This window comes from Polaribacter sp. KT25b (assembly GCF_900105145.1).
In the GTDB taxonomy this organism is placed as follows: domain Bacteria; phylum Bacteroidota; class Bacteroidia; order Flavobacteriales; family Flavobacteriaceae; genus Polaribacter.
On record NZ_LT629752.1, the window covers coordinates 3,032,020 to 3,056,109 of the forward strand.

Annotated in this window: 21 protein-coding genes; 11 read left to right on the forward strand and 10 right to left on the reverse strand. The window is 29.1% G+C overall.

Translation table 11 applies throughout. The features are described from left to right. Positions 1-161: 161 nt before the first annotated feature. Positions 162-2,546 (reverse strand): penicillin acylase family protein, encoded by a 2,385-nt coding sequence (locus BLT70_RS13070; RefSeq protein WP_091895097.1) that lies wholly within the window; start codon positions 2,544-2,546, stop codon positions 162-164. 74 nt (positions 2,547-2,620) lie between these two features. Here BLT70_RS13070 and BLT70_RS13075 point away from each other — a divergent pair, with 74 nt between their 5' ends. Continuing rightward, the gene (locus tag BLT70_RS13075) at positions 2,621-3,784 is read left to right on the forward strand and encodes a DegT/DnrJ/EryC1/StrS aminotransferase family protein (protein ID WP_091895102.1); all 1,164 of its coding nucleotides are present in this window, start codon (positions 2,621-2,623) and stop codon (positions 3,782-3,784) included. Between the two features lie 23 nt (positions 3,785-3,807). Continuing rightward, positions 3,808-4,821, forward strand: coding sequence for a UDP-glucose 4-epimerase GalE (gene galE / locus BLT70_RS13080; protein ID WP_091895112.1), 1,014 nt, complete (start codon positions 3,808-3,810; stop codon positions 4,819-4,821). An 84-nt stretch (positions 4,822-4,905) separates the two neighbouring features. Here the strand turns inward: galE and BLT70_RS13085 are convergent, their stop codons facing one another. From BLT70_RS13085 to BLT70_RS13105, 5 genes are all read right to left on the reverse strand, one after another. Continuing rightward, positions 4,906-5,448 carry a DUF2911 domain-containing protein gene (locus BLT70_RS13085; RefSeq protein ID WP_091895114.1) on the reverse strand — a complete coding sequence of 181 codons (543 nt, stop codon included), beginning with the start codon at positions 5,446-5,448 and terminating at the stop codon, positions 4,906-4,908. 93 nt (positions 5,449-5,541) lie between these two features. Then, entirely contained in the window at positions 5,542-5,658 is a 117-nt protein-coding gene (locus BLT70_RS13090) for a FeoB-associated Cys-rich membrane protein (RefSeq protein WP_091895116.1), read from the reverse strand. Beyond that, positions 5,658-7,769 carry a ferrous iron transport protein B gene (gene feoB, locus BLT70_RS13095; protein ID WP_091895124.1) on the reverse strand — a complete coding sequence of 704 codons (2,112 nt, stop codon included), beginning with the start codon at positions 7,767-7,769 and terminating at the stop codon, positions 5,658-5,660. The genes BLT70_RS13090 and feoB overlap by 1 nt, the downstream gene beginning before the upstream one ends. Before the next feature lie 5 nt (positions 7,770-7,774). Then, the gene (locus BLT70_RS13100; protein ID WP_091895127.1) at positions 7,775-8,002 is read right to left on the reverse strand and encodes a FeoA family protein; all 228 of its coding nucleotides are present in this window, start codon (positions 8,000-8,002) and stop codon (positions 7,775-7,777) included. Positions 8,003-8,053: 51 nt separating this feature from the next. Beyond that, entirely contained in the window at positions 8,054-8,734 is a 681-nt protein-coding gene (locus BLT70_RS13105) for an SCO family protein (protein ID WP_091895131.1), read from the reverse strand. A 175-nt stretch (positions 8,735-8,909) separates the two neighbouring features. On the opposite strand from BLT70_RS13105, the gene rseP reads away from it, so the two are divergent. Further along, a complete protein-coding gene (gene rseP, locus BLT70_RS13110) occupies positions 8,910-10,256 on the forward strand; it encodes an RIP metalloprotease RseP (protein WP_091895133.1) in 1,347 nt (448 codons plus the stop codon). A gap of 830 nt (positions 10,257-11,086) precedes the next feature. Here the strand turns inward: rseP and BLT70_RS13115 are convergent. The 3 genes from BLT70_RS13115 to BLT70_RS13125 all read right to left on the reverse strand — a co-directional run bounded on the left by BLT70_RS13115 (position 11,087) and on the right by BLT70_RS13125 (position 15,425). Continuing rightward, positions 11,087-12,700, reverse strand: coding sequence for a flotillin family protein (locus BLT70_RS13115; protein ID WP_091897685.1), 1,614 nt, complete (start codon positions 12,698-12,700; stop codon positions 11,087-11,089). An 8-nt stretch (positions 12,701-12,708) separates the two neighbouring features. Continuing rightward, on the reverse strand, positions 12,709-13,278 hold the full coding sequence (locus BLT70_RS13120) for a hypothetical protein (protein WP_231962716.1): 570 nt from the start codon (positions 13,276-13,278) through the stop codon (positions 12,709-12,711). Between the two features lie 326 nt (positions 13,279-13,604). Next, on the reverse strand, positions 13,605-15,425 hold the full coding sequence (locus BLT70_RS13125) for a TonB-dependent siderophore receptor (RefSeq protein WP_091895137.1): 1,821 nt from the start codon (positions 15,423-15,425) through the stop codon (positions 13,605-13,607). A gap of 66 nt (positions 15,426-15,491) precedes the next feature. Between BLT70_RS13125 and BLT70_RS13130 the strand changes: the two genes are divergently transcribed. From BLT70_RS13130 to BLT70_RS13165, 8 genes are all read left to right on the forward strand, one after another. Continuing rightward, complete coding sequence (locus tag BLT70_RS13130) at positions 15,492-16,991, forward strand: PLP-dependent aminotransferase family protein (RefSeq protein ID WP_091895139.1); 1,500 nt, start codon at positions 15,492-15,494, stop codon at positions 16,989-16,991. Positions 16,992-17,071: 80 nt separating this feature from the next. Then, positions 17,072-18,337, forward strand: a complete 1,266-nt coding sequence (locus BLT70_RS13135; protein WP_091895146.1) for a Y-family DNA polymerase — start codon at positions 17,072-17,074, stop codon at positions 18,335-18,337. Positions 18,338-18,445: 108 nt separating this feature from the next. Then, a complete protein-coding gene (locus BLT70_RS13140) occupies positions 18,446-18,724 on the forward strand; it encodes a DUF2007 domain-containing protein (RefSeq protein ID WP_231962719.1) in 279 nt (92 codons plus the stop codon). Between the two features lie 167 nt (positions 18,725-18,891). Continuing rightward, positions 18,892-19,326, forward strand: coding sequence for a LexA family transcriptional regulator (locus BLT70_RS13145; RefSeq protein ID WP_091895148.1), 435 nt, complete (start codon positions 18,892-18,894; stop codon positions 19,324-19,326). Between the two features lie 75 nt (positions 19,327-19,401). Continuing rightward, on the forward strand, positions 19,402-19,986 hold the full coding sequence (locus tag BLT70_RS13150) for a DUF2975 domain-containing protein (RefSeq protein WP_091895149.1): 585 nt from the start codon (positions 19,402-19,404) through the stop codon (positions 19,984-19,986). Positions 19,987-19,990: 4 nt separating this feature from the next. After that, the gene (locus BLT70_RS13155; protein ID WP_091895151.1) at positions 19,991-20,494 is read left to right on the forward strand and encodes a DUF2975 domain-containing protein; all 504 of its coding nucleotides are present in this window, start codon (positions 19,991-19,993) and stop codon (positions 20,492-20,494) included. A gap of 4 nt (positions 20,495-20,498) precedes the next feature. Further along, entirely contained in the window at positions 20,499-21,119 is a 621-nt protein-coding gene (locus tag BLT70_RS13160) for a DUF2975 domain-containing protein (protein WP_091895154.1), read from the forward strand. Position 21,120: 1 nt separating this feature from the next. After that, the gene (locus BLT70_RS13165; RefSeq protein ID WP_091895173.1) at positions 21,121-21,327 is read left to right on the forward strand and encodes a helix-turn-helix transcriptional regulator; all 207 of its coding nucleotides are present in this window, start codon (positions 21,121-21,123) and stop codon (positions 21,325-21,327) included. Between the two features lie 231 nt (positions 21,328-21,558). On the opposite strand, the gene BLT70_RS13170 is transcribed toward BLT70_RS13165, so the two are convergent. Continuing rightward, complete coding sequence (locus BLT70_RS13170; RefSeq protein ID WP_091895174.1) at positions 21,559-24,066, reverse strand: DPP IV N-terminal domain-containing protein; 2,508 nt, start codon at positions 24,064-24,066, stop codon at positions 21,559-21,561. Positions 24,067-24,090: the final 24 nt, after the last annotated feature.

Here is a 24,090-nt window from a genome sequence, read left to right on the forward strand (position 1 = left end):
AATTTGGTTTAATGTCCGATTTATAAAGTATAAAATGAATTATGTTTGTAGCACGTTCAAGTTCTTTCGGTTTCTTATAACAAATATATTTCAAGCTTTTATTTGGGGATAGATAATTAAGTAAAACATATTAGTAAGAAACCAATGAACTTTTTTTCCAACTAATCTTTTTCTTTTATTAAGATTAGTTGGTTTTTTATTTTTAAAATCTCTTTATTATCTAGTTTCATTTTTACAAACTCTCCATTTAAGTATTTTTTAGCTTGATCTTTATAATGTGCACTAAAAACATTGCCAGATTGACCTGTAGGAATAATTGCTAAACTATTTTCTACATCAGAAAAATCTATAATTCTTCTTGTTGAAGGTCCAGCTTTTACTTTATAAACTCCTGTAGAATCTATATCATATATTTGATTATTTATTACTTGATCGCCACCAGTTGTTACAAAAGGCCCTACATTAAAGAATTTCCTTAACACAGCAACTTCACCAACTGCATGTTTATATTCAACTGTAATAACTCTGTCCCAAGTCCAATTTTTCACATTTTCTCCTAATTGATTTTGCAAAAAGGCAAATGCATTTTTAAAAGATTTCGTTACAATTTCTTCTTTGTTTTCTATTTTATCTTTTGTTGTAACATTATCCCACCAAATAGATTTTTCTCTTTTAGCCTGAACAGGCAAAACTTTTTCTATAAAAGGCGTATTTGTAAATTGATTATATGCTTTTCCCATTTCGTCTGCAAATGTATTTTTCTGAAACTCATACACCATTCTATTATAAATTACTGGACCAACTTCTTGTTTTTCAAAATTACCTTTCCAATCTTTCAAAAAAGAAATTGCTTGTTTTTCGCTTACTGATAAATCTTTTTTATTGATGGATTTTACAAAATCCGAAGCAATAATTGGCGCATTTGGCGAAGTAACATCATAGGTCATTTTTGCTACATCTTCTTTTGTCCAATCGTTTTTTGGTTCTAAAAGTTCTACAATTCTTTTTGCTCTATCTTCGTTCAAATAATATCCTGGATATAATTTCCCATCAATAGAATCAGGCTGATTATTAGCAGAATACACATAATCCCTATTAGGATTTATCGCTTGCGGATTTTCTTCAAAATCTAAATATTCTACAATTTCATCTTTACCAGAAGCACCGTTTAAGTAGGTTTTTGTATATAATGAATCTCTATATTTATATAACTTTCCAGAAGCAAACCACGCAATATTATTTTTCGCATCACCATACATCATATTTAAACCTGGTGCGTGCAATTTACTTGCTCCTTTTTTAAATTCTGATAAGTTTTTAGCATGAGAAATCTCATATGCAACATCTAAAATTTGGTTATCTAATTTTGTATAAATCCATTGCATTGCAATTGAACGTTTATCATCTAAATGGTCAATAATTCCATTCATAACTGGGCCATGTCTACTAACTTTTATAGTATAAATAGAATCTTTTCTTCCTTTTATTTTGATATGTTTTTCAATCAATTTATAATCAACAAAACCATTTTCTAATTTATATTGATTTTTATTATTCGGGTTTTCTTCTTCCACATAAAAATCTACATCATCATTTTCAAACATTGTTAAACCATACGCATAATCTCTATTATGCCCTAAAAGCGGAAAAGGAACTAAGGCTAAATGAAATCCATACATCTCAAAATCGGGCGTTTTTAAATGCGCTTGATACCAAACAGAAGGTTGCGAAAATCCGATATGAGGATCATTGGCAAAAATTACTTTTCCGTTTTTAGTTTTATCGGCTCCAATAACCCAAGAATTACTTCCTATAAAAGGTGATAATGGCAAAATATCATACAAATCGTTCATTGCTTTTGCAAAACCACCTGTTAATTCAGTATTTTTTTCATTTTTGATAAGCGTTAAATTTTCTGACTCTGCTCCTATCAATTCATTAAAATAAGCAGTTCCTAATTTTTCTTTTACTTCTGTTAACAACGGATCTGTTTTATGGGCAATTGCAAAACTAAAAGCCATATAACCAAATACATTATACACATCTTTTATCGTATATTTTTCTTTTTCTACACCAACTAAAGTGAATTCTATCGGCGTTTTCCCTTCTTCTATATATTGATTTATACCATCTAAATACGCCATTGTCATTTTATATTTTGGCGAATTTTTATCTAAATTCTTAATTGTTTTTTCTGATGCTTCTTCAATACCTAAACCAGAAAAAAGTTTATCGGTTCTTATCAATTTTTCTCCAAATATTTCTGATAATCTTCCACCAGCAATTCTTCTAATTAATTCCATTTGCCACAATCTGTCTTGAGCATGCACATACCCTAAAGCAGTGTAAGCATCTTGTTGATTTTGAGCATTAATGTGTGGCACGCCAATATCATCAAAATAAACAGTAACTTTTTCTGATAAATTTTTAAGCTTTATTTCTCCATCATACTTTGGATGATAGGTTTTAGAATACAACCATGCTCCGATAACAACAAGCACTAGTATTACTACAACGATTTTTAGAAGTTTTTTTAAGAATTTCATGTGAAAAAATTTTATTCTAACCAAAGATAATAGATTTATATTGTATTTTTGAAGTATTAATACTTACCTCGTTTATGAAAAAAATTCAAATGGTTGACTTACAAAGTCAATATCAAAAAATAAAGGAAACAGTAGATAATTCTATACAAGAAGTTTTAAACTCATCTACTTATATTAATGGTCCGTTAGTAAAAGAATTTCAAGAAGATTTAGAAAAATATTTAAATGTAAAACATGTAATACCATGTGCAAATGGTACAGATGCTTTGCAAATTGCAATGATGGGCTTAGGCTTAGAGCAAGGTGATGAAGTTATTACAGCAGATTTTACATTTGCAGCAACTGTAGAAGTAATTGCATTATTAAAATTAACACCCGTTTTAGTTGATGTTGATGCAAAAACTTTCAATATTGATATTGAAGCTTTAAAAAAGGCAATTACTCCAAAAACAAAAGCAATTGTTCCTGTTCATTTATTTGGACAAGTAGCAAACATGGATGCTATTTTAGAAATTGCAAAAGAACATAATCTATTTGTTATAGAAGATAATGCACAAGCAATTGGAGCAAATTACACCTTTAAAAATGGTAAACAACAAAAAGCAGGAACTATAGGAAATGTAGGAACAACTTCTTTTTTCCCTTCTAAAAACTTAGGTTGTTATGGAGACGGAGGCGCAATTTTTACAAATGATGATGCACTTGCTCATACAATAAGAGGAATTGTAAATCATGGAATGTATGAAAGATATTATCATGATGTTGTTGGTGTAAATTCTAGGTTAGATTCTATTCAGGCAGGAGTTTTAAAAGCAAAACTACCCCTTTTAGATGGGTATTGTGATGCTCGTAGAGATGCTGCTCGTTTTTATAATAATGCTTTTGCAAACAACCCAAACATTATAACACCAACTGCAAAATCTAACAAAACAAGAAATTGCGACACTATTTGTGACGTTTGCGATTGCCATGTTTTTCATCAATATACATTACAAATTACAAACGGAAAACGCGACGAATTACACAAGCATTTATTAGCTAACGGAATTCCGAATGCTATTTATTATCCAGTTGCTTTGCATTCTCAAAAAGCATACACAGATGCAAGGTATAATGAAGAAGATTTTCCAGTAACTAACAACTTAATAAAAACTGTAATTTCTTTACCAATGCATACAGAATTAGATAAAGAACAACTTACATTTATTACAAAAACGATTACAGATTTCTTAAAATAAAATAACATTAAAAATAACGAATTATGAAAAAAATATTAGTAACAGGTGGCCTTGGTTTTATAGGATCTCACACAGTTGTAGAATTACAAAACGAAGGTTTTGAAGTAGTAATTATTGATAATTTATCTAACACAACGATTGATGTTTTAGATAAAATTACAGAGATTACTGGCAAAAAACCAGCTTTTCATAAAGTTGATGTTAGAATAAAAAGTGAAGTAAAATCTGTTTTTGATGCTCATGAAATTGATGGAATTATTCATTTTGCAGCTTATAAAGCGGTTGGAGAAAGCATGGGAAAACCTTTAGAATATTATGAAAATAATTTAAGCTCTTTGGTTTACATTTTACAAGAAATGAGAGACAGAAAATTAGATAATTTTATCTTTTCTTCTTCTTGTACTGTTTATGGCCAAGCCGATGAATTACCTGTTACAGAAAAAGCACCTGTAAAACCCGCTGAATCTGTTTATGGAAACACAAAACAAATTGGCGAAGAAATAATTAGAGATACTAGTAATGCACATGGTATTAAATGTATCGCTTTAAGATATTTTAATCCTGTAGGAGGTCATCCATCTATAAAAATTGGTGAATTACCTTTAGGTGTTCCTCAAAATTTAATTCCTTTTATTACACAAACTGCAGCAGGAATACGTAAAGAATTATCTGTTTTTGGTGATGATTATGATACTGTAGATGGTACTGCTGTTCGTGATTACATTCATGTTGTAGACTTAGCAAAAGCACACATTGCAGCTTTATCTAGACTTATAAACAATAATCATAAAGCAGATTTTGAGTATTTTAATATTGGTACTGGAAAAGGAAGTTCTGTTTTAGAAATTATAAAAACTTTTGAAAAAGTAAATAATTTAAAACTAAATTATAAAATTGTTGGAAGACGTGAAGGTGATGTTGTAGCCGCTTATGCAGACACTACAACTGCCAACAAAGAACTTAATTGGAAAACAGAAATGACTCTAGAAGATTCTCTAGAATCTGCTTGGAAATGGCAACAAAAACAATCTGTTTAAGATTTACAAAACTTTTAAACACATAAAAAAACCTCAAAAGCTTTTAAACTTTTGAGGTTTTTTATTGTATAACGAATTCTAATTTTATCCTTTTACAGGTACAGAAATAATTGTATTTGCCCAACCTAAATACATCATTGCACTCTCTTCTTCACCTTCAAAAACTATTGAAAACGATTCGATAGAATCTTCAGATTTAGACATTTTACCATTTACTCTAACAACATCTTCTTTCATGTCATAAAAATAAGCTCCCCAAATATTTTTCTGATTACTTAAAATAACAGTCCAATCTCCTTCTGTAGGAATTGTAAACAACGTATAAGTACCAGCTTTTACTTCTTTGCCACCAAAAGTAACATCTTTGTAAAAAGTAATTTCAGCCGCTTCATTAGCCCCAGTTCTCCAAACCTTATCAATTGGCGCTAATTTATCTAGCGTTCTTCCTTTTAATTGTGGTCTACTATATATAATTTTAACTAACTTGTTAGATTCTTTCCAATTATTTGGAAAAGAGGCTGCATCCATAGGACTTACATCTACTTTAGCAAATTTTTGAGCAGTAACTTCTGCTGATGACATTAATACAATTGTAAAAATTGCAATTGATAAAAAAGCTTTCTTCATGTGTTTAATATTTATGTTTTGATTTTATCATTAGTAAGTCTTCAAAATTAGAAAACCTTACGAATATTAACTACTAATATTCTGTTAAGGTTTTTAATGACAACCACAATCTGTACTACAACCTTTTTCTTTCTTTGAAGGAAAAATAAATTTTTTCATTAAAAAAACAACGGCTAAAACCACTAAAGTATATGTTATTATTTCTTGCATTAGCTTAAAATTTGATAGGTTAAAAATGACGAAACATAGGCTAAAAATGCTAATCCAAACAACTGAATTAAAGGCCATTTCCAACTTTTAGTTTCACGTTTTACAATGGCTAAAGTTGCCATACATTGCATTGCAAATGCATAAAAAACCATTAAAGACATCCCAACAGGAAAATTAAAACGTTTTTCACCAGTATCAGGATTTATTTCTGATGCCATTTTTTGCTTAATTGTTGATGTATTTTCATCATCAGACTCTACACTATAAATTGTTGCAAGTGTACCTACAAAAACCTCTCTTGCTGCAAATGATGTTATTAACGCTATTCCTATTTTCCAGTCGTAACCTAAAGGTTTTATTACAGGTTCTATTGTTTTTCCAAGAATTCCTATGTAAGAATTTTCTAATTTTAAAGAAGCAATTTTTTGTTGAATCTCATCATCATTTAAATTCTGATTATCGACATTTTCAACAACAGATTTCTCTGCATTTTCATAACTAGAACCTCCGTTTGATGCTAAAAACCATAAAATAATAGACAATGCTAAAATAATTTTCCCAGCACCAAAAACAAAAGCTTTGGTTTTTTCAACAACTTCAAAAAACAAATTTTTTACAGATGGCAATTTATAATTTGGCATCTCTACCACAAAAAATGATTTTGATTCTACTTTTAAAGTTTTGTGCAAAATATAAGCAGCAATTATTGCAGAAGCAAAACCTAAAGCATATAAAGAAAGTAATACCAAACCTTGAAGATTTAAAAAACCAAAGATTTTTTTATCAGGAATTATCAACGCAATCAATATTGCATACACAGGTAACCTTGCAGAACAAGTTGTAAACGGAACAACTAAAATGGTAATTAAACGCTCTTTCCAACTAGCAATAGTTCTTGTTGCCATAATTGCAGGAATTGCACATGCTGTACCAGAAATTAACGGAATTACACTTTTTCCATTCATTCCAAAACGTCTCATAATTTTATCCATTAAAAAAACAACTCTACTCATATAACCTGTTTCTTCTAAAATGGCAATGAATAAAAATAGAATTGCTATTTGCGGAATAAATATAATAACACCTCCAATTCCAGGAATAATACCTTCTGCCAATAAATCTGTAAAAACTCCTGTTGGCAAATTGCTTTTAGCAAAATCTGCTATTTGTGCAAAAACCCCATCTATAAGATCCATTGGCACAGATGCTAAATCAAAAATAGATTGAAAAATTACAAGTAAAATCAAACTAAATAAAACATAACCAAAAATTTTATGTGTAAAAATTCTGTCTAACCTACCTCGTAAATCAGTTGCTTTCGTTTTATCTACAATATAAGTTTTCTTTAAAATTTTATTAATTTCTTGATACCTATAAATAGTTTCTTTATGTTGATATTTCTTTAATTTAGAGACATCTTGCTTAAAAGCTAAAAGTTTTTCTCTTTCTTCTTTTGTAATCGTTTCTGGAAAATTACTTTGAGTAACCATTAACCATAATTCATACAAAGTATAATTAGGGCTAATTTCTTTTAATTTATGAAAATAGTCTGGATCAATTTTATGATTAATACCACATAAAGGAGAAGCTTTTGCTGCAACATGGCAACGAATAATTGCTTCTTTTACTTCTTTAATTCCTTCATTTTTTCTGGCACTAATTAAAACTACTTCTGTATTTAATTCTTTTTTTAGTAGCGATAAATCAATAGAAATTCCTTTTCTATGCATTTGATCTACCATATTAATAGCCAAAACTGTAGGAATTTCTAAATCTTTTATTTGAGAAAACAACAATAGATTTCTCTTTAAATTCTCAACATCTGCAACTACCAAAATTACATCTGGCGATTCTTTAATATCTTTTTTAAGCAATGTTTTTAAAACAATGCTTTCATCTAATGAAGTTGGGTTTATGCTGTAAGTTCCTGGTAAATCTGTAATAATTGCATTTTGAGTTGCAGATAATTTACTAATTCCTTCCTTTTTATCTACAGTAACTCCTGGATAATTACCAACTTTTTGATTTAATCCTGTAAGTTGATTAAAGAGTGAAGTTTTTCCTGTATTAGGGTTCCCTATTAGAGCAACTTTTATATCGTTTTTAGACATTTTATTTACTCGTTTTTTAGTATTTTAATTTGATCTGCGGTTTCTTTTCTAATTGCCAAATGACTCCCGTTAACACAGATATAAAGTGGATCTTTTAAAGGCGCAAACTGAATTAGTTGAACTTCTGCACCCGGCAAACAGCCCATTTCTAATAACTTTAAAGGAATAAAATCTAGTGAATCTTCAGAAATATATCCTATTTCTCCAATATGTAAATCTGCTATTGTGCTCAAAGTTTCTATTTAGGCTGACAAAGATAGGAATTTAGAATGATTCTAAACAGTTTATTTGTTAGTATATTCTTCTTTTAAAAGAGCGATATCATTCTTTAATTTGTCCATATCTTTTTTTTCTGTACCATCATAATATCCGCGAATGCGTCTTTCTTTATCAACCAACACAAATTGTTCTGTATGAATAAAGTCATCTTCACCTCCATCACCAGATTCTAAAACAGCAAAATAACTTTTTCTAGCCAACTCATAAATGTGTTTTTTAGAACCTGTAGTTACATTCCATTTACCATCAATAACTCCTTTTCTATCTGCATATTCTTTTAACACAGAAACGCTGTCAATAACAGGCGTTACAGAATGAGACAAAAACATAATATCCTTGTCGTTCTTATAATATTCTTGCAATTCGCTCATATTATAAGCCATTGCAATGCAAATCGTTTGACAACGTGTAAAAAAGAAATCTGCTACATAAATTTTATTTTTATAGTTGTTATTGGTAATAATTTCTCCATTCTGATTAATAAGTTCAAAATCTGAAATTGTATGATCTTTTGTAATATGCTTTAAAGAAACATCTACCAAACTAGGGTTTACATCAGCAGGGTTATACACTTTTAGTTTTTTATCAACCTTTACTAAATGATAAAAAACAGGAATTGATATTGCCGAAAAAACAAGTATAAAAATGATTGTTAATTTGCTTTTTTTAAAAAAATTGAAGTCCATTAAACTAGTTTATTTTTCTGCAAATTTACAGCTTAAAAACCCTTTAGAAAAGGCAAGTAATATATATCTGATGCAAAATCTTTGTTAAAATAGAAATCATCTTCTATTTGTGCTTTTTAAACTCTCTTTAAAAACGTACATTTGTCGCTATGTAAATTTTTGATTTTAAGACTGAATGGAAATATTAATAAAAGCATCACAATTTATTTTAAGTTTATCTTTACTAATTGTTTTGCATGAATTAGGGCACTTTATCCCTGCAAAATTGTTTAAAACGAGAGTAGAAAAATTCTACTTATTCTTCGATTATAAAGTATCTCTTTTTAAGAAAAAAATAGGCGACACTGTTTATGGTATTGGTTGGATTCCTTTAGGAGGTTATGTAAAAATCTCTGGTATGATTGATGAAAGCATGGATACCGAACAAATGGCTTTACCGCCACAACCTTGGGAATTTAGATCTAAACCAGCTTGGCAACGTTTAATTATTATGTTAGGTGGTGTTTTTGTAAATTTTATATTAGGTATTTTTATATACATAATGTTAATGTGGTCTTATGGTGAACAATATTTACCAAATGACAACGTAAAAGATGGTGTTTGGGTACAAGATTCTTTGGCTGTTAACTTAGGTTTACAAACAGGTGATAAAATTCTAACTGTTGATGGAGATAAAATAAGAAACTTTTCTTCTTTAACTTTAGAGTTTGTTAACGGAAATAATTTTCAAATTGAAAGAAATGGCGAAGTTATAGACAAAGTTATTCCTACTGATTTTATTTCGCAATTAATGGACAGAGGTAAAGATGCTGGCGCTTTTATATATCCACGTTACCCTTTTGCAATTGGTAAAATCTCTGAAGATTCACCAAATTTAAATTCAGAATTAAAGCCAAAAGATATTGTTACAAGTATAAATGGTGCTCCTTTAAAATATTATGACGAAGCAGAAGCTCTGTTAGCAAACCATAAAGGTCAAAAAATTAAAGCGACCGTTTTAAGAGGAAAAGAAACAAAAGAAATTAGCTTAAAAGTTACAGATGAAGGAAAATTAGGCGTTGCTTTTTCTGGTATCGCTTTTAAAGATTTAGAAAAATTAGGATATTATGATTTAGCTGATATAGAATATTCTTTTGCTGAAGCAATACCTGCTGGATGGAATAAATCTTGGAAAACACTAACAGACTATGTTAAGCAATTAAAAAAGATTTTTAACCCAAGTACTGGCGCTTACAAAGGTTTAGGTGGTTTTATTTCTATTGGAAGTATTTTTCCTGATGAATGGAGTGCAGAATCTTTTTGGAATATTACAGCATTCTTATCAATCATGTTAGGTTTTATGAATTTACTACCAATTCCTGCTTTAGATGGTGGTCATGTAGTTTTTACTTTATGGGAAATAATTACAGGTAAAAAACCAGGTGATAAATTTTTAGAATATGCTCAAGTTGTTGGTTTTGTACTTTTAATAATACTACTACTTTTTGCAAACGGAAATGATATTTTTAGGTTGTTTAAATAAAAAACATCCTTTTTGAAATAATCAAAAAAACCTCACAAATTTAAAATTTGTGAGGTTTTTTTTAAGCTCTAAATGAGCAATTAATTAAAGGAAACCAAGTGTACATTGTATTGCATTTATCGCAACCATAAGTTTTAGTTCCCGGAATTAATTTCGTTAACGGTTTTCTTTTTAACCTGTGCCGAGACTCAGATTTACATTTTGGACAAGCTTTCATAGTTAGTTAGTTTATTTAAAGCTTTGGGGGTTTTGCAATATATTTAAAATTTTATATTCAAAGAAATGTAGAATTGATTTATTTCTATACTATTCTAACAAAGCAATTTAACTTATATAAATAACTAACTTCATTCTATTGACTAATAATTAATTAATTCTTTAATTAGATATTTTTAATGTATTGCTTTTTAGAACAAGACAAATAAAAAAGCCTTATAGTTTTAAATTGCAAGAAAATTTTTAAACTCTAAAAGATATATTTACAAAAGGAAACCAAGTATATACAGTATTGCACTTATCACAAGAATATGATTTACTACCTGGTATTATTTTTACAAACGGTCTTCGCTTCATTCTGTGCTTTGAATCAGATTTGCACTTAGGGCAAGCTTTCATTAATTAGTTAGTTTTGGTTTTTTATAGCTTTTTTTAACGCAAGCAATTTACTAAAAACCAATTACCTAAAAGTAAGTAGTAGTGCTTATATTTACAATTATTTAATCTGCTCTTTCTAAATAAAATCATAAAAAAACCATCCTTTTAAAAATTAAGGATGGTTTTTATTTATTATATGAATGCTTTAAAAGCTAACTTTTAAACTTGTTTTTACTTTATTCTTCAGTTGTTTCTTTTTTTTCTTCAACTAAAGCAGCAGGAATTTCTTTTCCTTTTAAATATTCTGGCAATTCCATACCTGCCATATTAAACATTTCTTGTAAAGGTGGCACAGATTTGTACATACCAGAAATAAAGTTTGATGTAGAAGATTTACCATCTTTTCCACCACCATTTTCCCAAACAGTAATTTTATCAATTTTAATATTTTTAATAGCTTCTGCTTGAATTCTAACTAACTCAGGTAATTTATCAGCAACTAAAAGTAATACCGCGTCTTTAGAATTATTACCAGCAGCTTTTACAATTTGATCTAAACCTTCTGCTTGTTTTGTTAAAACTTCATACAACCCTTTTGCTTCTGCTTCTGCTTTTAAGAAAATTGAATCTGCTTCACCTTTTGCAATTCTTCTAATATTTTCTGCTTCTGCTTCTGCATCAATTTCTACCTTGGCTTTTGCAATTTCTGCCGGCACAACAATATCTGCATATTTAGTTGCTTTATCTCTTGATGCACGTGCATTCTCTGCATCTTTTTCTGCTGAGTAAGATTCTTCTAACGCTTTTGCGGCTTGTATTTTTTCTGTAGCAACAGCTCTTTTTTCTGCTTCTGCTTCTCGTTCTCTTCTTAAAGCATCAGATTCTGCAATTGATATTTTTGCTGTATTTTCTCCAGTAATTGCTTGTGCATTTGCTTCGGATGTTTTTATTCTTTCTGATTTTAATGCTTCTGCTTCACCAATTTTAGCCAATGCAATTGCGTTTGCTGTTTGCACTCTTTCATTCTGATTTGCATTTGCTTCTCCAATTTTTGCTTCTGCCATTGAGGCTGCAACTTGAGTTCTTTCATTTTGAGCAGCTTTTGCTTCTCCAATTTTTGCTTTTGCCTGTAACTCAGAAACTTTAATTCTTTCATCTTGTACAGCATCTGCCTCACCAATAGAACCATCTCTATTTTTTTCTGCAACAGATTTACGTGCGGCATTAATTGCGTGTGCTGCAGCTTCTTTACCTAAAGCTTGTATATAACCAGATTCATCAACAATATCTGTAATATTTACGTTAATTAATTTTAAACCTACTTTCTTTAACTCGGTTTCTACACTTTGAGAAATATTCGTTAAAAACTTATCACGATCATTGTTTATTTCTTCAATATCCATCGACGCAACTACCAAACGTAATTGACCAAAAATAATTTCTTGCGCTAACTCTTGAATATTATCTTGATTTAAACCTAACAATCTTTCTGCTGCATTTTGCATAATTCCTGGCTCTGTAGAAACCCCAATTGTAAATCTACTTGGCACATTTACACGAATATTTTGCTTAGAAAGTGCATTTACCAAATTTACTTCTATAGAAATTGGTGTTAAATCTAAAAACTCATAATCTTGAATTACCGGAAAAATAAAAGCTGCTCCACCATGAATACATTTAGCAGATTCGCCGCCACCTACTTTTCCATAAACTACTAAAATCCTATCCGAAGGACATCTTTTATAGCGTTTTATAAGTGTCATTAACACTATAAATATGAACAGAATTGCAATTCCTATTCCAACTAATCCAGCAAATGGGCTGCTTTCTAATACAATTAAATTTAACATAGTCATTATTATTTTTGAGGTTCTATAATTAATATTCCGTTATTTGTTACTTCAATTACTTTTATAACATTTCCTTGTTTTAAATCTTTATCAAAATCTGTTAAAGCTTCTAATTCTCTTAACGCTCCTTGTACTTTTATTTGTACTTTACCTATTTTAGATCTGTTTGCACCAACCGTTAAATAAACTTCGCCAATAGCATTTAATGCGTTTTGCATTTTTAAAGTTCCGCTTGAGTTTAATTTACTGATGTAATAAAACAAAGAAGCCATTACCGTCATCATTGCTAAACCACAAAATATAGAAATTGCAATAATTACTGGATTAGAATATCCTGCATCAGAACTTGCAATTCCACTCCAACCAAAAATGGTAAAAAATGCAATTAAGTTTTTAACTGTAAAGAACTGAAAACTTGCGCCAGTATCTGCATCTATTTCTGCATCAACGTCACCAATATCATCAGAATCTGTGCCCATAACTGTAGAGATTAACACAATTAAAAACAGAAAAGTTGATATAATTGTAATAATCCAATACGTTTTTAAAAAAGAGGGTAACTCTGCAAACCATTCCATCATAACGTGTAGTTTTAAAGTGAATAAATATAAAGATTTTTGACCTAATAAAGTGATTTATTTTGTCAATAAAATAGCAATTTTTAAAATAAATCTTTACATATAAGTAGCTAAAACTAACCTTTTGTTACAAACAATATTTAAAATATTATAATTTGATGATAAAATAAAAAAGCCTTGATAACAATTTATCAAGGCTTTTATTAAATGAGGCTATTTTTTTAATCAACAACCTCAACCCAAAGGTACGAATTATGCTTCCGAAATAAATATTTAGTATTTCAAGACAAGCCTTGAGGAATTAAATCTCGGCTATCGCCCTGAGATTAAAAACTATAACGAAATCCGAATAAAACATTACTTGGCGGCATTGGCACATAACCTGTTTCTATATAATCTGCATCAAAAATATTACTAGCAGTTACTGTAAAACTTAATTGATTAAAATCTACAATTACGGAAGCATCCCAAACATTATAACTTGTACCAACGGTGCGTTCTGCATATTTGTAAATAATATTTTGTCTTACATTTTTAAACAGCTTACTTGCAAAACGAGTTATAAATTGATGTTTTAAGGTACTTAAAGAATAACGTGAAAATTCTTTCTTTTCTTCTGTAAAGTTATCATCTAAAAAATTATATCCAAATGATAAAGTCTGATTAAATTCATTAATTTTAAAACGATAATCGGCATTAAATTCAAAACCTTTTGTATTAAATTTTGGAATATTAGTTGCAGCATACTTTGATGTTAAATCAGATCTAATAAAATCAATTAAATTATCAGCATCTCTATTAAAAAATGCTACAGAAGTTGTAAGTATTTCTGTGTCATATTTCAATCCAATTTCTTGAGAAAACGCTTCTTCTGATTTTAAATTTTCGTTACCAATGGTAGTTCTGTCATTATAAAACAAATCTGTATACGTTGGTATTCTATACGTAATCCCTAAATTTCCATACGCTTTTAAATTATCAGACAATTTAAAACCAACATCTATTCCAGGAAACGCATGAAATTTAAAATCAGAAAAATAAGTAACCGCAACTCCAGGAGTAATATCTATTTTGTCATCTGCTAATTTAAAACGGTGTTCTAAAAACAAATTTACCATTGTTCTGTTTCTATTTCCTAAATTATTACTACTAATAAAAACTCTAGAAATATCTATACCAAAACCTGTAATTCCTAGGTTTGATGTGTAAGAAGCATTTGTTTCTACACCTATTTTATTAGTAATGTGTAAATTTCTATACACACTTGGATTGTCTCTTATATACACATAATCATCTTGACCTCTTTTCCAATAAACTCTTGGTGTAATTTTAAAATTTTCGGTTTTAAAAGTAGTAGAAGCTCCTAATAAACTACTTTGAGTTTCCTCATATTGTTCTGTAGCAGTTGCACTTGCATAAAAACCATTTGCACCAAATTTTTTATCGAAAAAAGTAGCAATTACTTCTATAGGTTGTTCTTTTTTATTAAAAATTCCTTTTATAAAATAGTTCTTGTTATTATAATCAGAATTATGTCTATAACCATCTGAAGTTAAAATACCAACATGTGCCATTACAGACGAATTTTCAAACTCTTTACCAATAGTTACAGAACCATTTAGTTGACCAAAAGAACCAGCTTCCACATTTACAGAAACTAAATTATTTAACTTGTTTTTAGTAACAATATTTATGGCTCCTGTAAATGCATTTTGACCAAAAACTCTTGCTGCAGGTCCTTTAATTACTTCTATCCTTTCGATAACTTCAACTGGTAAAACTGCATTTAAAGTATGATGCCCAGTTTGTGAATCATCCATTTTAATACCATCTATTAATAATAACGTTTGGTCAAAACCTCCACCTCTAATGTATAAATCTGCTTGACTTCCTGCAGTTCCTCTTCTTCTAATATCTACACCAGCAACTTGTTGTAACAAATCTGCCACATTTGTTGCGGCACTATTTTTTATTTCTTCGGATGAAATTACGTTTATCGTTCTAGAATTTTTCTTAAAAGGTAAATCTATTCTTGTAGAAGTAATAATAACTTCTTTTAAAGTATCTCTTTTTACAGGTTCTACTTGTGCTTTTGCTTGCACAGCATAAAATAATAATGCAATTATTACAGTAATTTTAATTTTCATAATAGTGATTTAAAAACAGTGCAAAAGTCGTAACTTTCCGGACGATTAAAATAGTCCAGTTTTAAAATGATAGATAGTCCGGTTAATACCCTTTTTAAACAATTAATTAATTTTGATAAATCGATATCACAACCTGTTTACATACAAGTTTCACAGCAAATTATAAACGCAATACAACGAAATTATTTAACAAAAGGAACCATTTTACCAGGCACTCGCATCTTTGCAAAATTATTAAAAATCCATAGAAATACAGCAGTTGCAATTTACGAAGAATTAGCATCGCAAGGTTGGGTAGAAATAATTCCCAATAAAGGTACTTTTGTTTTAGAACCAGAATTAAAAACAGCAAAAATAAAAGCAACTTCACAAAAAATAAATCAAGCGTATAACTATGCTAAAACTACAGGTTTTCCCTTTCAAAAATCTTTTCATTTAGCATCAACAGCAGAATTAACAAATGCAAAATACAGTATTAACGACGGTAAACCAGATTTACGTTTACATCCTATAAATGAATTTACAAGATGGTACAGCGCTTCCATGAAACGAAAAACGTTGGTAAAAAAATGGAATAAATTAAATGAATCTTCTAATTCTTTATTTCAAACACAACTTTGCAACTTTTTAAACGCAACTAGAGGTTTTCATATAAACCCAAAAAACTTAATTAGCACTCGTAGTACAGAAATGAGCTTATACATTGTTTCTCAATTACTTATAAAACAAAACGATGTGGTTTTGGTTGGTAATCTAAGTAATTATGTTGCTAATATGATTTTTCAGCAAACAGGTGCAACTATTAAAACAATTCCTGTAGATGCTGATGGTTTAGACATAGATTACATCAAAAAACATTTTATAAAAAACAGCATTCGATGTATTTATATTTGTGCGCATAGAGATTATCCAACAGGTGTAAAATTAAGCGTAGAACGACGTTTAGCTTTGTTAGATTTAGCAAAAAAATATGGCTTTGCAATTATTGAAGATGATTACGATTACGATTTTCAGTTTGATGGTTCTGCAATGTTACCAATGGCAAGTGCAGATAGTAACGGAATGATTATTTATTTAGGAAAATTAGGACAATCATTGTTTCCTAGTTTTCAAACAGGATTTGTAATTGCGCCAGAAAATTTAATTTCTGAAGCAAAAAATTATTTACAATTATTAGACAAACAAGGCGATTTAATTCAAGAACAAATGTTATCAGAATTAATTCATGAAGGTGAAATTTATCGTCTCATGAAAAAAAATATTGTTATTTATAAACAAAGACGCGATTGTTTGTGCCAACTTTTAACGCAACATTTTTCCGAAATTGCACATTGGAAAATTCCTGCTGGCGGATTGGCTATTTGGTTACAATTTCAGCCTAAAATATCCTTAGTAAAATTAGCCGAAGAAGCAAAAAAAAACGATTTGTTTTTACCAAAAACAGTTCTATATCAAGATAAAAATACTTGCGCCATACGTTTTGGTTTTGGTCATTTAGAAACAGAAGAAATAGCAATTATTATTAAAAAACTAAAAAATGCTTATAACAAATTGTCTGTTAGTTAGATTGTAATTTCTTACTTATTTTAACAAATTAAAATATTAACGATGCTTTTTTACCTGCTTTTTTTAGGTACTTTTATAGCATGTTTGCACTAATAGATTGTAATAATTTTTATACTTCTTGCGAGCGAGTTTTTAATCCAAACTTGCAAGGAAAACCGGTTGCTATTTTAAGCAATAACGATGGTTGTGTAATTTCTATGAGCGACGAAGCTAAGAAATTAGAACTCCCATTTGGTGCGCCAATTTTTAAATGGGAACAATTTTGCAAAGAAAAAAATATTACGGTTTTATCTTCTAATTATCCTTTATATGGAGATATGAGTGCTAGAGTAATGAATATTTTAGCTGATTTTTCTCCGGATGTAGAAGTGTATTCTATTGACGAATCTTTTTTACAATTAAAAGGTTTTGAAAATTATGACTTAGAAGAATATGCTACAAAAATTAGAAATAGAATTTTAAAATGGACCGGAATACCTACTTGTGTAGGAATTGCGCCAACCAAAGCATTGAGTAAAGTTGCCAATAAAATTGCGCGTTCTAACCTAAAACAATCTAAAGGAATTTGTATTATTGATTGTGAAGAAAACAGAATTAAAGCCTTAAAATGGACAGAAATTGGCAACGTTTGGGGAATTGGCCGTCGTTTAAAAAAACGATTGCAAGAAAAAGGTTGTAGAACTGCCTATGATTTTACACAACTTTCTAGCGATTGGGTTTTAAAAGAATTTTCTGTTGTAGAATGGCGTTTGCAAAAAGATTTACAAGGCATTTCTAAAATTCCTTTAGAAGAAGTTTCTTCAAAAAAAATGATTGCAACAACGCGCAGTTTTGAGTACACTTATTCTGATATTGACAACATAAAAGAACGTATTTCTACTTTTGCAGCAAGTTGTGCAGAAAAATTACGCAACCAAGCATCGAGTTGTCACATGGTAATTGTACAACTGTCTAGCGATCGTCATCAAAAAAACGCACCACAACATAGAGAAAGTAAAACAGTGGTTTTTTCGTATCCAACGGATTCTACATTAACTATTTCTAAAGCTGCTGTAGAAGCTGTAAAAATGATTTTTAAATCCGGAATTAAATACAAAAGAGCTGGTGTAATTGTTACTGGTTTAGTACCTAATGATAATTTTCAACTCAATTTATTTTCGCACGAAAACCCAAAACACAAGCCATTAATGTCTGCAATTGACAAATTAAATCGTAAATTTAAAGCAGACAAAATTAAATTAGGAAATCAAGATTTAAAACGCACTTGGAAAATGCGTCAAGAACGTTTATCACCTAGATTTACAACAAATATTAATGATATTTTAATTGTAAAAGCCACTAAATAAGTTTTTTTTTTAAGAGGAGCAATTAAAATTTTAGCCGTTTTTGATTATTCTACAGAAGCACATGTTACCAAATCTAAATTAGATTCAGAAGGTTTAAGAACCTTACTAATGGACGAAAAAACGATAGATACTGATCCTTTGGTTAGCAATGCAATTGGTGGCGTAAAATTGTTGGTTCATAAAAACGATTTTGAAAAAGCTGCTACTATTTACAATGAAATTAGAACGTATCAAAAAGATAAAAATGGAAACGATATTTTTTGTCCTAACTGTAATTCTACTAAAATTTTAATTGCTCCTCTTAAAAGAAAAAATATATTTTTTATGCTATTTCCTTTTTTTGAAAAAACAAAACACATCTGTAATAATTGTAAAACAGTATTTTAATTACCTGTTTTATTTTTACCTTTCTTAATTCTAATATGTCAGTTCGAGTGATTTTGAGGCACGAAAAATTGTATCGAGAACAATTTAATAACTTAAAATTCACAACATTTTTAATTCTAAAATAATATCTAAAATATTTCAAGAAAAGTTATAATTTGCAACTACTTATGATTGGAACTAAAAATCTTACTTTTTTTACACCAAAGGCTTCTTCTGGAGATGGAGCCGTTTTGGTTGATGTTGGCATTTCTGCTGGATTTCCTTCGCCTGCAGATGACTTTAGAGAAACCAGAATTTCTTTAGATGATGAATTGATACAAAACAAAGACGCTACTTTTTTTGCCAAAGTAAAAGGACAATCTATGATTAATGCAGGTTTAGATGATAACGATTTGTTAGTTATTGATAGAAGTTTAGAACCTACCAACAATAAAATTGCTGTTTGTTTTTTAGATGGCGAGTTTACCGTAAAAAGACTTCGTGTAGAAAAAAATGAAGTTTGGTTACAACCAGAAAACCCTAATTACCCAATTATAAACATTACAGAAGAGAATGATTTTATGATCTGGGGAATTGTAACAAGCGTCATCAAAAAAGTATAAAATTACTCTTTTTAAATATTTTATTATTGTTATTCAATAATTTTTATATATTTGCAGTGTCAAATATGTAAAGTCATGAAAAAAAATAAACTTTTAAGTATTGCAGTTGTTCTTTGTAAAATAATACAAGTTTTTTATGTATTTATCTTTATAGTACTAACAACACTTTTTATACATGTTCTATTTTCACCAGACTCTTATAAAGGTGTCGATTATACGTATAAAAATTCAAATTTAGTTAATATTACCAAATCTAGTAGATGGAAAATTAGACTTCCCGGTAAACAACAACTTGAAGATAAAGAAGTATATGCTTTAAATAAAATAACAAAAACATCTTTATTTATTAATTACATGAAACTGAGTGCGGTTTTATTTCTTTTGTTTTTATCTATTAAAGAATTTCAAAAAATAATGAAATCTGTTAAAAATCTTAATACATTTCAAAAAAATAATGTTGATTCCTTTAGAAAAATAGGGAAATATCTTTTTATTATTTTCCTGCTCTCTAGTTATTTTAAAATTCGGTTTCAACAAGGAGGCATGACCAATTTTTCCATGAATTTTACACCTTTAATATTTATGCTTATTGCGTTTATCTTGGCAGAAATCTTTAAAGAAGGTAATTTATTACAAAAGGAAAACGACTTAACGATATAGAACCATGCGAAAAATTAATATTTTAAAAGCAATTGTAGATTTACTTTGGATACTCTCTATGCCAATAATCTTAGTAATTCTTGGATTTTCTATCGCAATTTTCTTTGTGGATTTAGGAGAATTAAACATCACAATAAATTCAGTAAACTTTGATAAAAATACTTTATTATCAAAAATATTATTGGTTGTTTCTGGACTAAATCATTTATTAATCATTGCTGCTTTGTATTTTTTTAGAAAAACCTTAAACTACTTTGTAAGAATAAAAATATTTGAAGAAATCGTTATTTCATCCTTCAAAAAAATTGGACACTTATTATCCATTTCAGGAGTTATTTCTCTCACCATTTCTATGATTAGTAAAGTTTATTTCGAACAAAAAGTGTCTTTAGAATTTGGTTTAAATCAACATTTAGTAATTATCTGTTTAGGATTGTTCTTTTTAGTTTTAAGTGAAGTATTTAAAATTGCAAAACATCAGAAACAAGAAAACGATTTAACAATATAAAGCTATGAAAACAGTAAAAACCTTAAAAATATCATCTTACTTTTTAAAATTTTTAATGAGTATCTCATTTCTAATCGCTTTTTCTTTAGCATTTATTTATTTTCATTCGATGTTTTATCCCAAAAAATATTCAAATTTAATTGTTAATAAAGAAAGAAATATTCAATATATATTTGACATAGAAAAAGCTCCTAAAACCTATAAAGAATGGGAATCTTCCAATAAATTATTTTATTATGTAAAATTAGATAATTATTCTAAATTTAGTATAATATGGACAAAAGTAGCCACTTTTACTATCTTCTTTATTGTATTATTTTTGTTTGATAAAATTATTAGAAATACTAAAAATTTCGACTTGTTTTTTCAAAAAAATATTAGACTAATTAATAATATTTTGAAACTTATAATTTTATTATTCTTATTTAATTTCGTCGTAAAAGGTTATAGTGATCCTATAAGTATGGTTTTTGAAGATTCTGGAAAACCCCATTTTATAACATCTGGAAGAATAACTTTTGATTTTTTAATCTATTATCCTCTTGCAATTATTTTCTTTTATACATTAAGAGAAGTTTTTAAAAGAGGCCAAGAATTAAAACAAGAAAACGATTTAACAATATAATATGGCAATCATAGTAAACTTAGACGTAATGCTTGCCAAACGCAAAATGCGGAGTAAAGAATTGGCAGAAATAATCGGAATTACCACCGCAAATTTATCTGTCTTAAAATCAGGAAAAGCAAAGGCAATTCGGTTTTCTACTTTAGAGGCAATTTGCAAAGCATTAGAGTGCCAGCCTGCGGATATTTTAGAGTATCAACAAGATTAAAAGCATCTCGATACAATTTTGCAAAAAAGCAAAATCACTCGATGTAACAGACTAAAACTTTAAAGAAATCTAATTGTCAGTTCGAGTGGTTTTTCTGACAAAGGAAGAAAAAAAGGTGTCGAGAACTTTTAAATTCAACCAAAAAAACTCCGAATTTTCATTCGGAGTTTTTGGTTAATTTTAATTCTATTAATTAGTTCTCGACTTCGCTCGAACAGACATTCTAAAAAATTATCTATTCATTGGTTTGTCTAAATTCATATACATAAAATCTACATCTGTAGCTTCTTTACCTAACAAATATTTACTAAAATGATCTGCTCTTAACCAGAAAGAATATTCTGTCATATTACCAAAACCATGTCTTTGTCCTGGCATAATCATATATTTAAAACGTTTATTTGCTTTAATTAATTCGTTTGCCATTCTTATCGTTCCTGCAGGATTTACGTTATTATCCATATCTCCATGAATCAACATTAAATGTCCTTTTAGGTTTTTTGCTAAAGATTGATTTACATCAATTTTATATTTATAAGAACTTTTTCCTTTCTCGTCAATTTCTTCTTTTACACCATGATGCGTTTCACTCCACCAAGAATTGTACACATTGTTATCATGATTTCCTGCAGATGAAACTGCTGCTTTAAAAAAGTCTGGATACACCAACATTGCCGCTGTAGACATAAATCCACCACCAGAATGACCGTAAATTCCTACTTTTTCGATATCGATAAACTTATGTTTATTTGCTAATTGTTGCGCAACGTACTTTTTATCAGCCAAACCATAATCACGTAAATTTCCGTAACCATAATTATGATACCATTTAGATCTGTCTGGATGACCACCTCTGTTTCCTAACGTAATTACTACAAAACCAACTTGCGCCATTCTATCAACTCTATCCATTCTGTAAGAAAAAGATTTGTTAACAGCTTCTGTTTGTGGACCAGGATAAACATATTCTAAAAGCGGATAAACTTTTGTAGAATCCATATCAAAAGGTTTGTACATAACTCCGTAAATATCTGTAATTCCGTCATCTGCTTTTACTTTAAAAGGTTCTGGAAATTTATATCCTGATGCAAATAATTGCGATAAATCTGCTGTTTCTAAGTCCATAACTTTACGTCCGTTAACATCTCTAACTTCCGATTTCGGAACCGTATTTACACGAGAATAATTACTTACAAAATACTGATTAGAATCTGACATAGAAGATGTTGCTGTAAAGTCACCAGGATTCAAAGTCTTCATTCCACTTCCGTTTAAATTAATTTTATAAGAATGTGTATAATAAGGATCTTGCTCTTTGTTTACTCCATTAGCTGTAAAATATAACGTTCTACTTTTTTCATCTAAACCTTCGAAACCTGCAACATGATAATCGCCTTCTGTAACTTGATTTTTTAAGTTTCCTTCTGTATCATATAAATAAAAATGTGCCCAACCATCGCGTTCTGCCCAATGCAACATTTCTTTTTCATTATTCAATAAAATTAAAGGACGAGATTCTATATACGTATTAAAACGCTCTTCAATTAAGGTTTTATATTCTCCTGTATTAATATCAGCAACATTAATATCATACTTTTTACGATCTCTAGAAATTACACTAAAATATATTTTTCCTTTTTTTGATAAAAGCAAAGAAGGTGTAAAATCATCATCTCTTTCAGATTGTTTTCTTGGCGCTCTAAAAACAGAAATACTTTGTTGTTTAATAGTATCTAAAGGAACTTTTACATGTGTTTTTGTAGGAATATCAAAAATTAATAATTCTGATTTATAATATTCTTGTTCTCCTGGCATGTGGTATTTATAGGTTTCTAAAGTTGGTCTTTTTTTACCAGTAGAATTAATTACCCATAAATCTTTAATATGTCTAGAGTCTGATTTTTGAAAAACAAACTTTTTAGAATCGTGAGACCAAGTTCCCCAAACTCCTTTGCGTTTGTCTTTATTTTTTTCTTTATCAACATTATCATCTCTTCCATCCCAAGTATAACCATAGTTTTCTTCACCATCTTTTGTCCATTGATTTTCTACAACAGTGCTATCTTTTTCATCTTTTATAAACTTTTTAAAGTTTATTTTATCCATCCAATACAAATTATGATTCTTGCCATATAAAACGATAGAACTGTCTGGAGCAACATTTGCCCATTTTTTCCAAGGTTTTTTATCTTCTTTTTTATTGTTGATAATTGTTAAACCATTACTACCTAATCTATATTCTAAATAATATGTTTTCTTTTCTTTCTTTGGTTTTTTTGCCTTTTTTGATTTTTCTTTTTTAGCAGAAATCGAATCTTTTTTTACTTCTTCTTTTTCATCAACTACATCAACTTCTTCTGTTGATGTTACTCTAAAACGAATTGCATTTTCTGCATCATTAAACTTAAATCTAAAAAAAGGCAAATGTTTTGCATCATAAGGATCTTTTGTAATTTCTGTTAACCATTTTGCCATTTTAACATTATCAAAAAGTTCTTTTTTAGTCTTTTTATCAGCATCAACTAAATAATAATTTGACCCTTCGGATGTTTTATAAGCATACCAAAAACGGTTTCCTTTTTTTAACCAATGCGGATTTACACTTGTTGAGTGCACCATTTTTGCTAAATTCTTTGGCGAATATTTAGCTGCCTGCCTATAGTTTGGAGTTGGAGTTTCTTGTGCAGAAATTACTGAAACAGTAAATAACAGCACAAAAAATAAAATAGTTTTTTTCATTTTGTAGTATTTGTTTAATTTGAT

Excerpts from the sequence above, each read along its gene's own strand:
- BLT70_RS13105 (WP_091895131.1), bottom strand. The coding sequence starts at position 8,734 with ATGGACTTCAATTTTTTTAAAAAAAGCAAATTAACAATCATTTTTATA.
- feoB (WP_091895124.1), bottom strand. The coding sequence starts at position 7,769 with ATGTCTAAAAACGATATAAAAGTTGCTCTAATAGGGAACCCTAATACA.
- BLT70_RS13085 (WP_091895114.1), bottom strand. The coding sequence starts at position 5,448 with ATGAAGAAAGCTTTTTTATCAATTGCAATTTTTACAATTGTATTAATG.
- BLT70_RS13145 (WP_091895148.1), top strand. The coding sequence starts at position 18,892 with ATGATTGGAACTAAAAATCTTACTTTTTTTACACCAAAGGCTTCTTCT.
- rseP (WP_091895133.1), top strand. The coding sequence starts at position 8,910 with ATGGAAATATTAATAAAAGCATCACAATTTATTTTAAGTTTATCTTTA.
- BLT70_RS13155 (WP_091895151.1), top strand. The coding sequence starts at position 19,991 with ATGCGAAAAATTAATATTTTAAAAGCAATTGTAGATTTACTTTGGATA.
- BLT70_RS13135 (WP_091895146.1), top strand. The coding sequence starts at position 17,072 with ATGTTTGCACTAATAGATTGTAATAATTTTTATACTTCTTGCGAGCGA.
- BLT70_RS13150 (WP_091895149.1), top strand. The coding sequence starts at position 19,402 with ATGAAAAAAAATAAACTTTTAAGTATTGCAGTTGTTCTTTGTAAAATA.
- galE (WP_091895112.1), top strand. The coding sequence starts at position 3,808 with ATGAAAAAAATATTAGTAACAGGTGGCCTTGGTTTTATAGGATCTCAC.
- BLT70_RS13070 (WP_091895097.1), bottom strand. The coding sequence starts at position 2,546 with ATGAAATTCTTAAAAAAACTTCTAAAAATCGTTGTAGTAATACTAGTG.
- BLT70_RS13160 (WP_091895154.1), top strand. The coding sequence starts at position 20,499 with ATGAAAACAGTAAAAACCTTAAAAATATCATCTTACTTTTTAAAATTT.
- BLT70_RS13090 (WP_091895116.1), bottom strand. The coding sequence starts at position 5,658 with ATGCAAGAAATAATAACATATACTTTAGTGGTTTTAGCCGTTGTTTTT.
- BLT70_RS13075 (WP_091895102.1), top strand. The coding sequence starts at position 2,621 with ATGAAAAAAATTCAAATGGTTGACTTACAAAGTCAATATCAAAAAATA.
- BLT70_RS13170 (WP_091895174.1), bottom strand. The coding sequence starts at position 24,066 with ATGAAAAAAACTATTTTATTTTTTGTGCTGTTATTTACTGTTTCAGTA.
- BLT70_RS13165 (WP_091895173.1), top strand. The coding sequence starts at position 21,121 with ATGGCAATCATAGTAAACTTAGACGTAATGCTTGCCAAACGCAAAATG.
- BLT70_RS13115 (WP_091897685.1), bottom strand. The coding sequence starts at position 12,700 with ATGTTAAATTTAATTGTATTAGAAAGCAGCCCATTTGCTGGATTAGTT.
- BLT70_RS13130 (WP_091895139.1), top strand. The coding sequence starts at position 15,492 with ATGATAGATAGTCCGGTTAATACCCTTTTTAAACAATTAATTAATTTT.
- BLT70_RS13120 (WP_231962716.1), bottom strand. The coding sequence starts at position 13,278 with ATGGAATGGTTTGCAGAGTTACCCTCTTTTTTAAAAACGTATTGGATT.
- BLT70_RS13125 (WP_091895137.1), bottom strand. The coding sequence starts at position 15,425 with ATGAAAATTAAAATTACTGTAATAATTGCATTATTATTTTATGCTGTG.
- BLT70_RS13140 (WP_231962719.1), top strand. The coding sequence starts at position 18,446 with ATGGACGAAAAAACGATAGATACTGATCCTTTGGTTAGCAATGCAATT.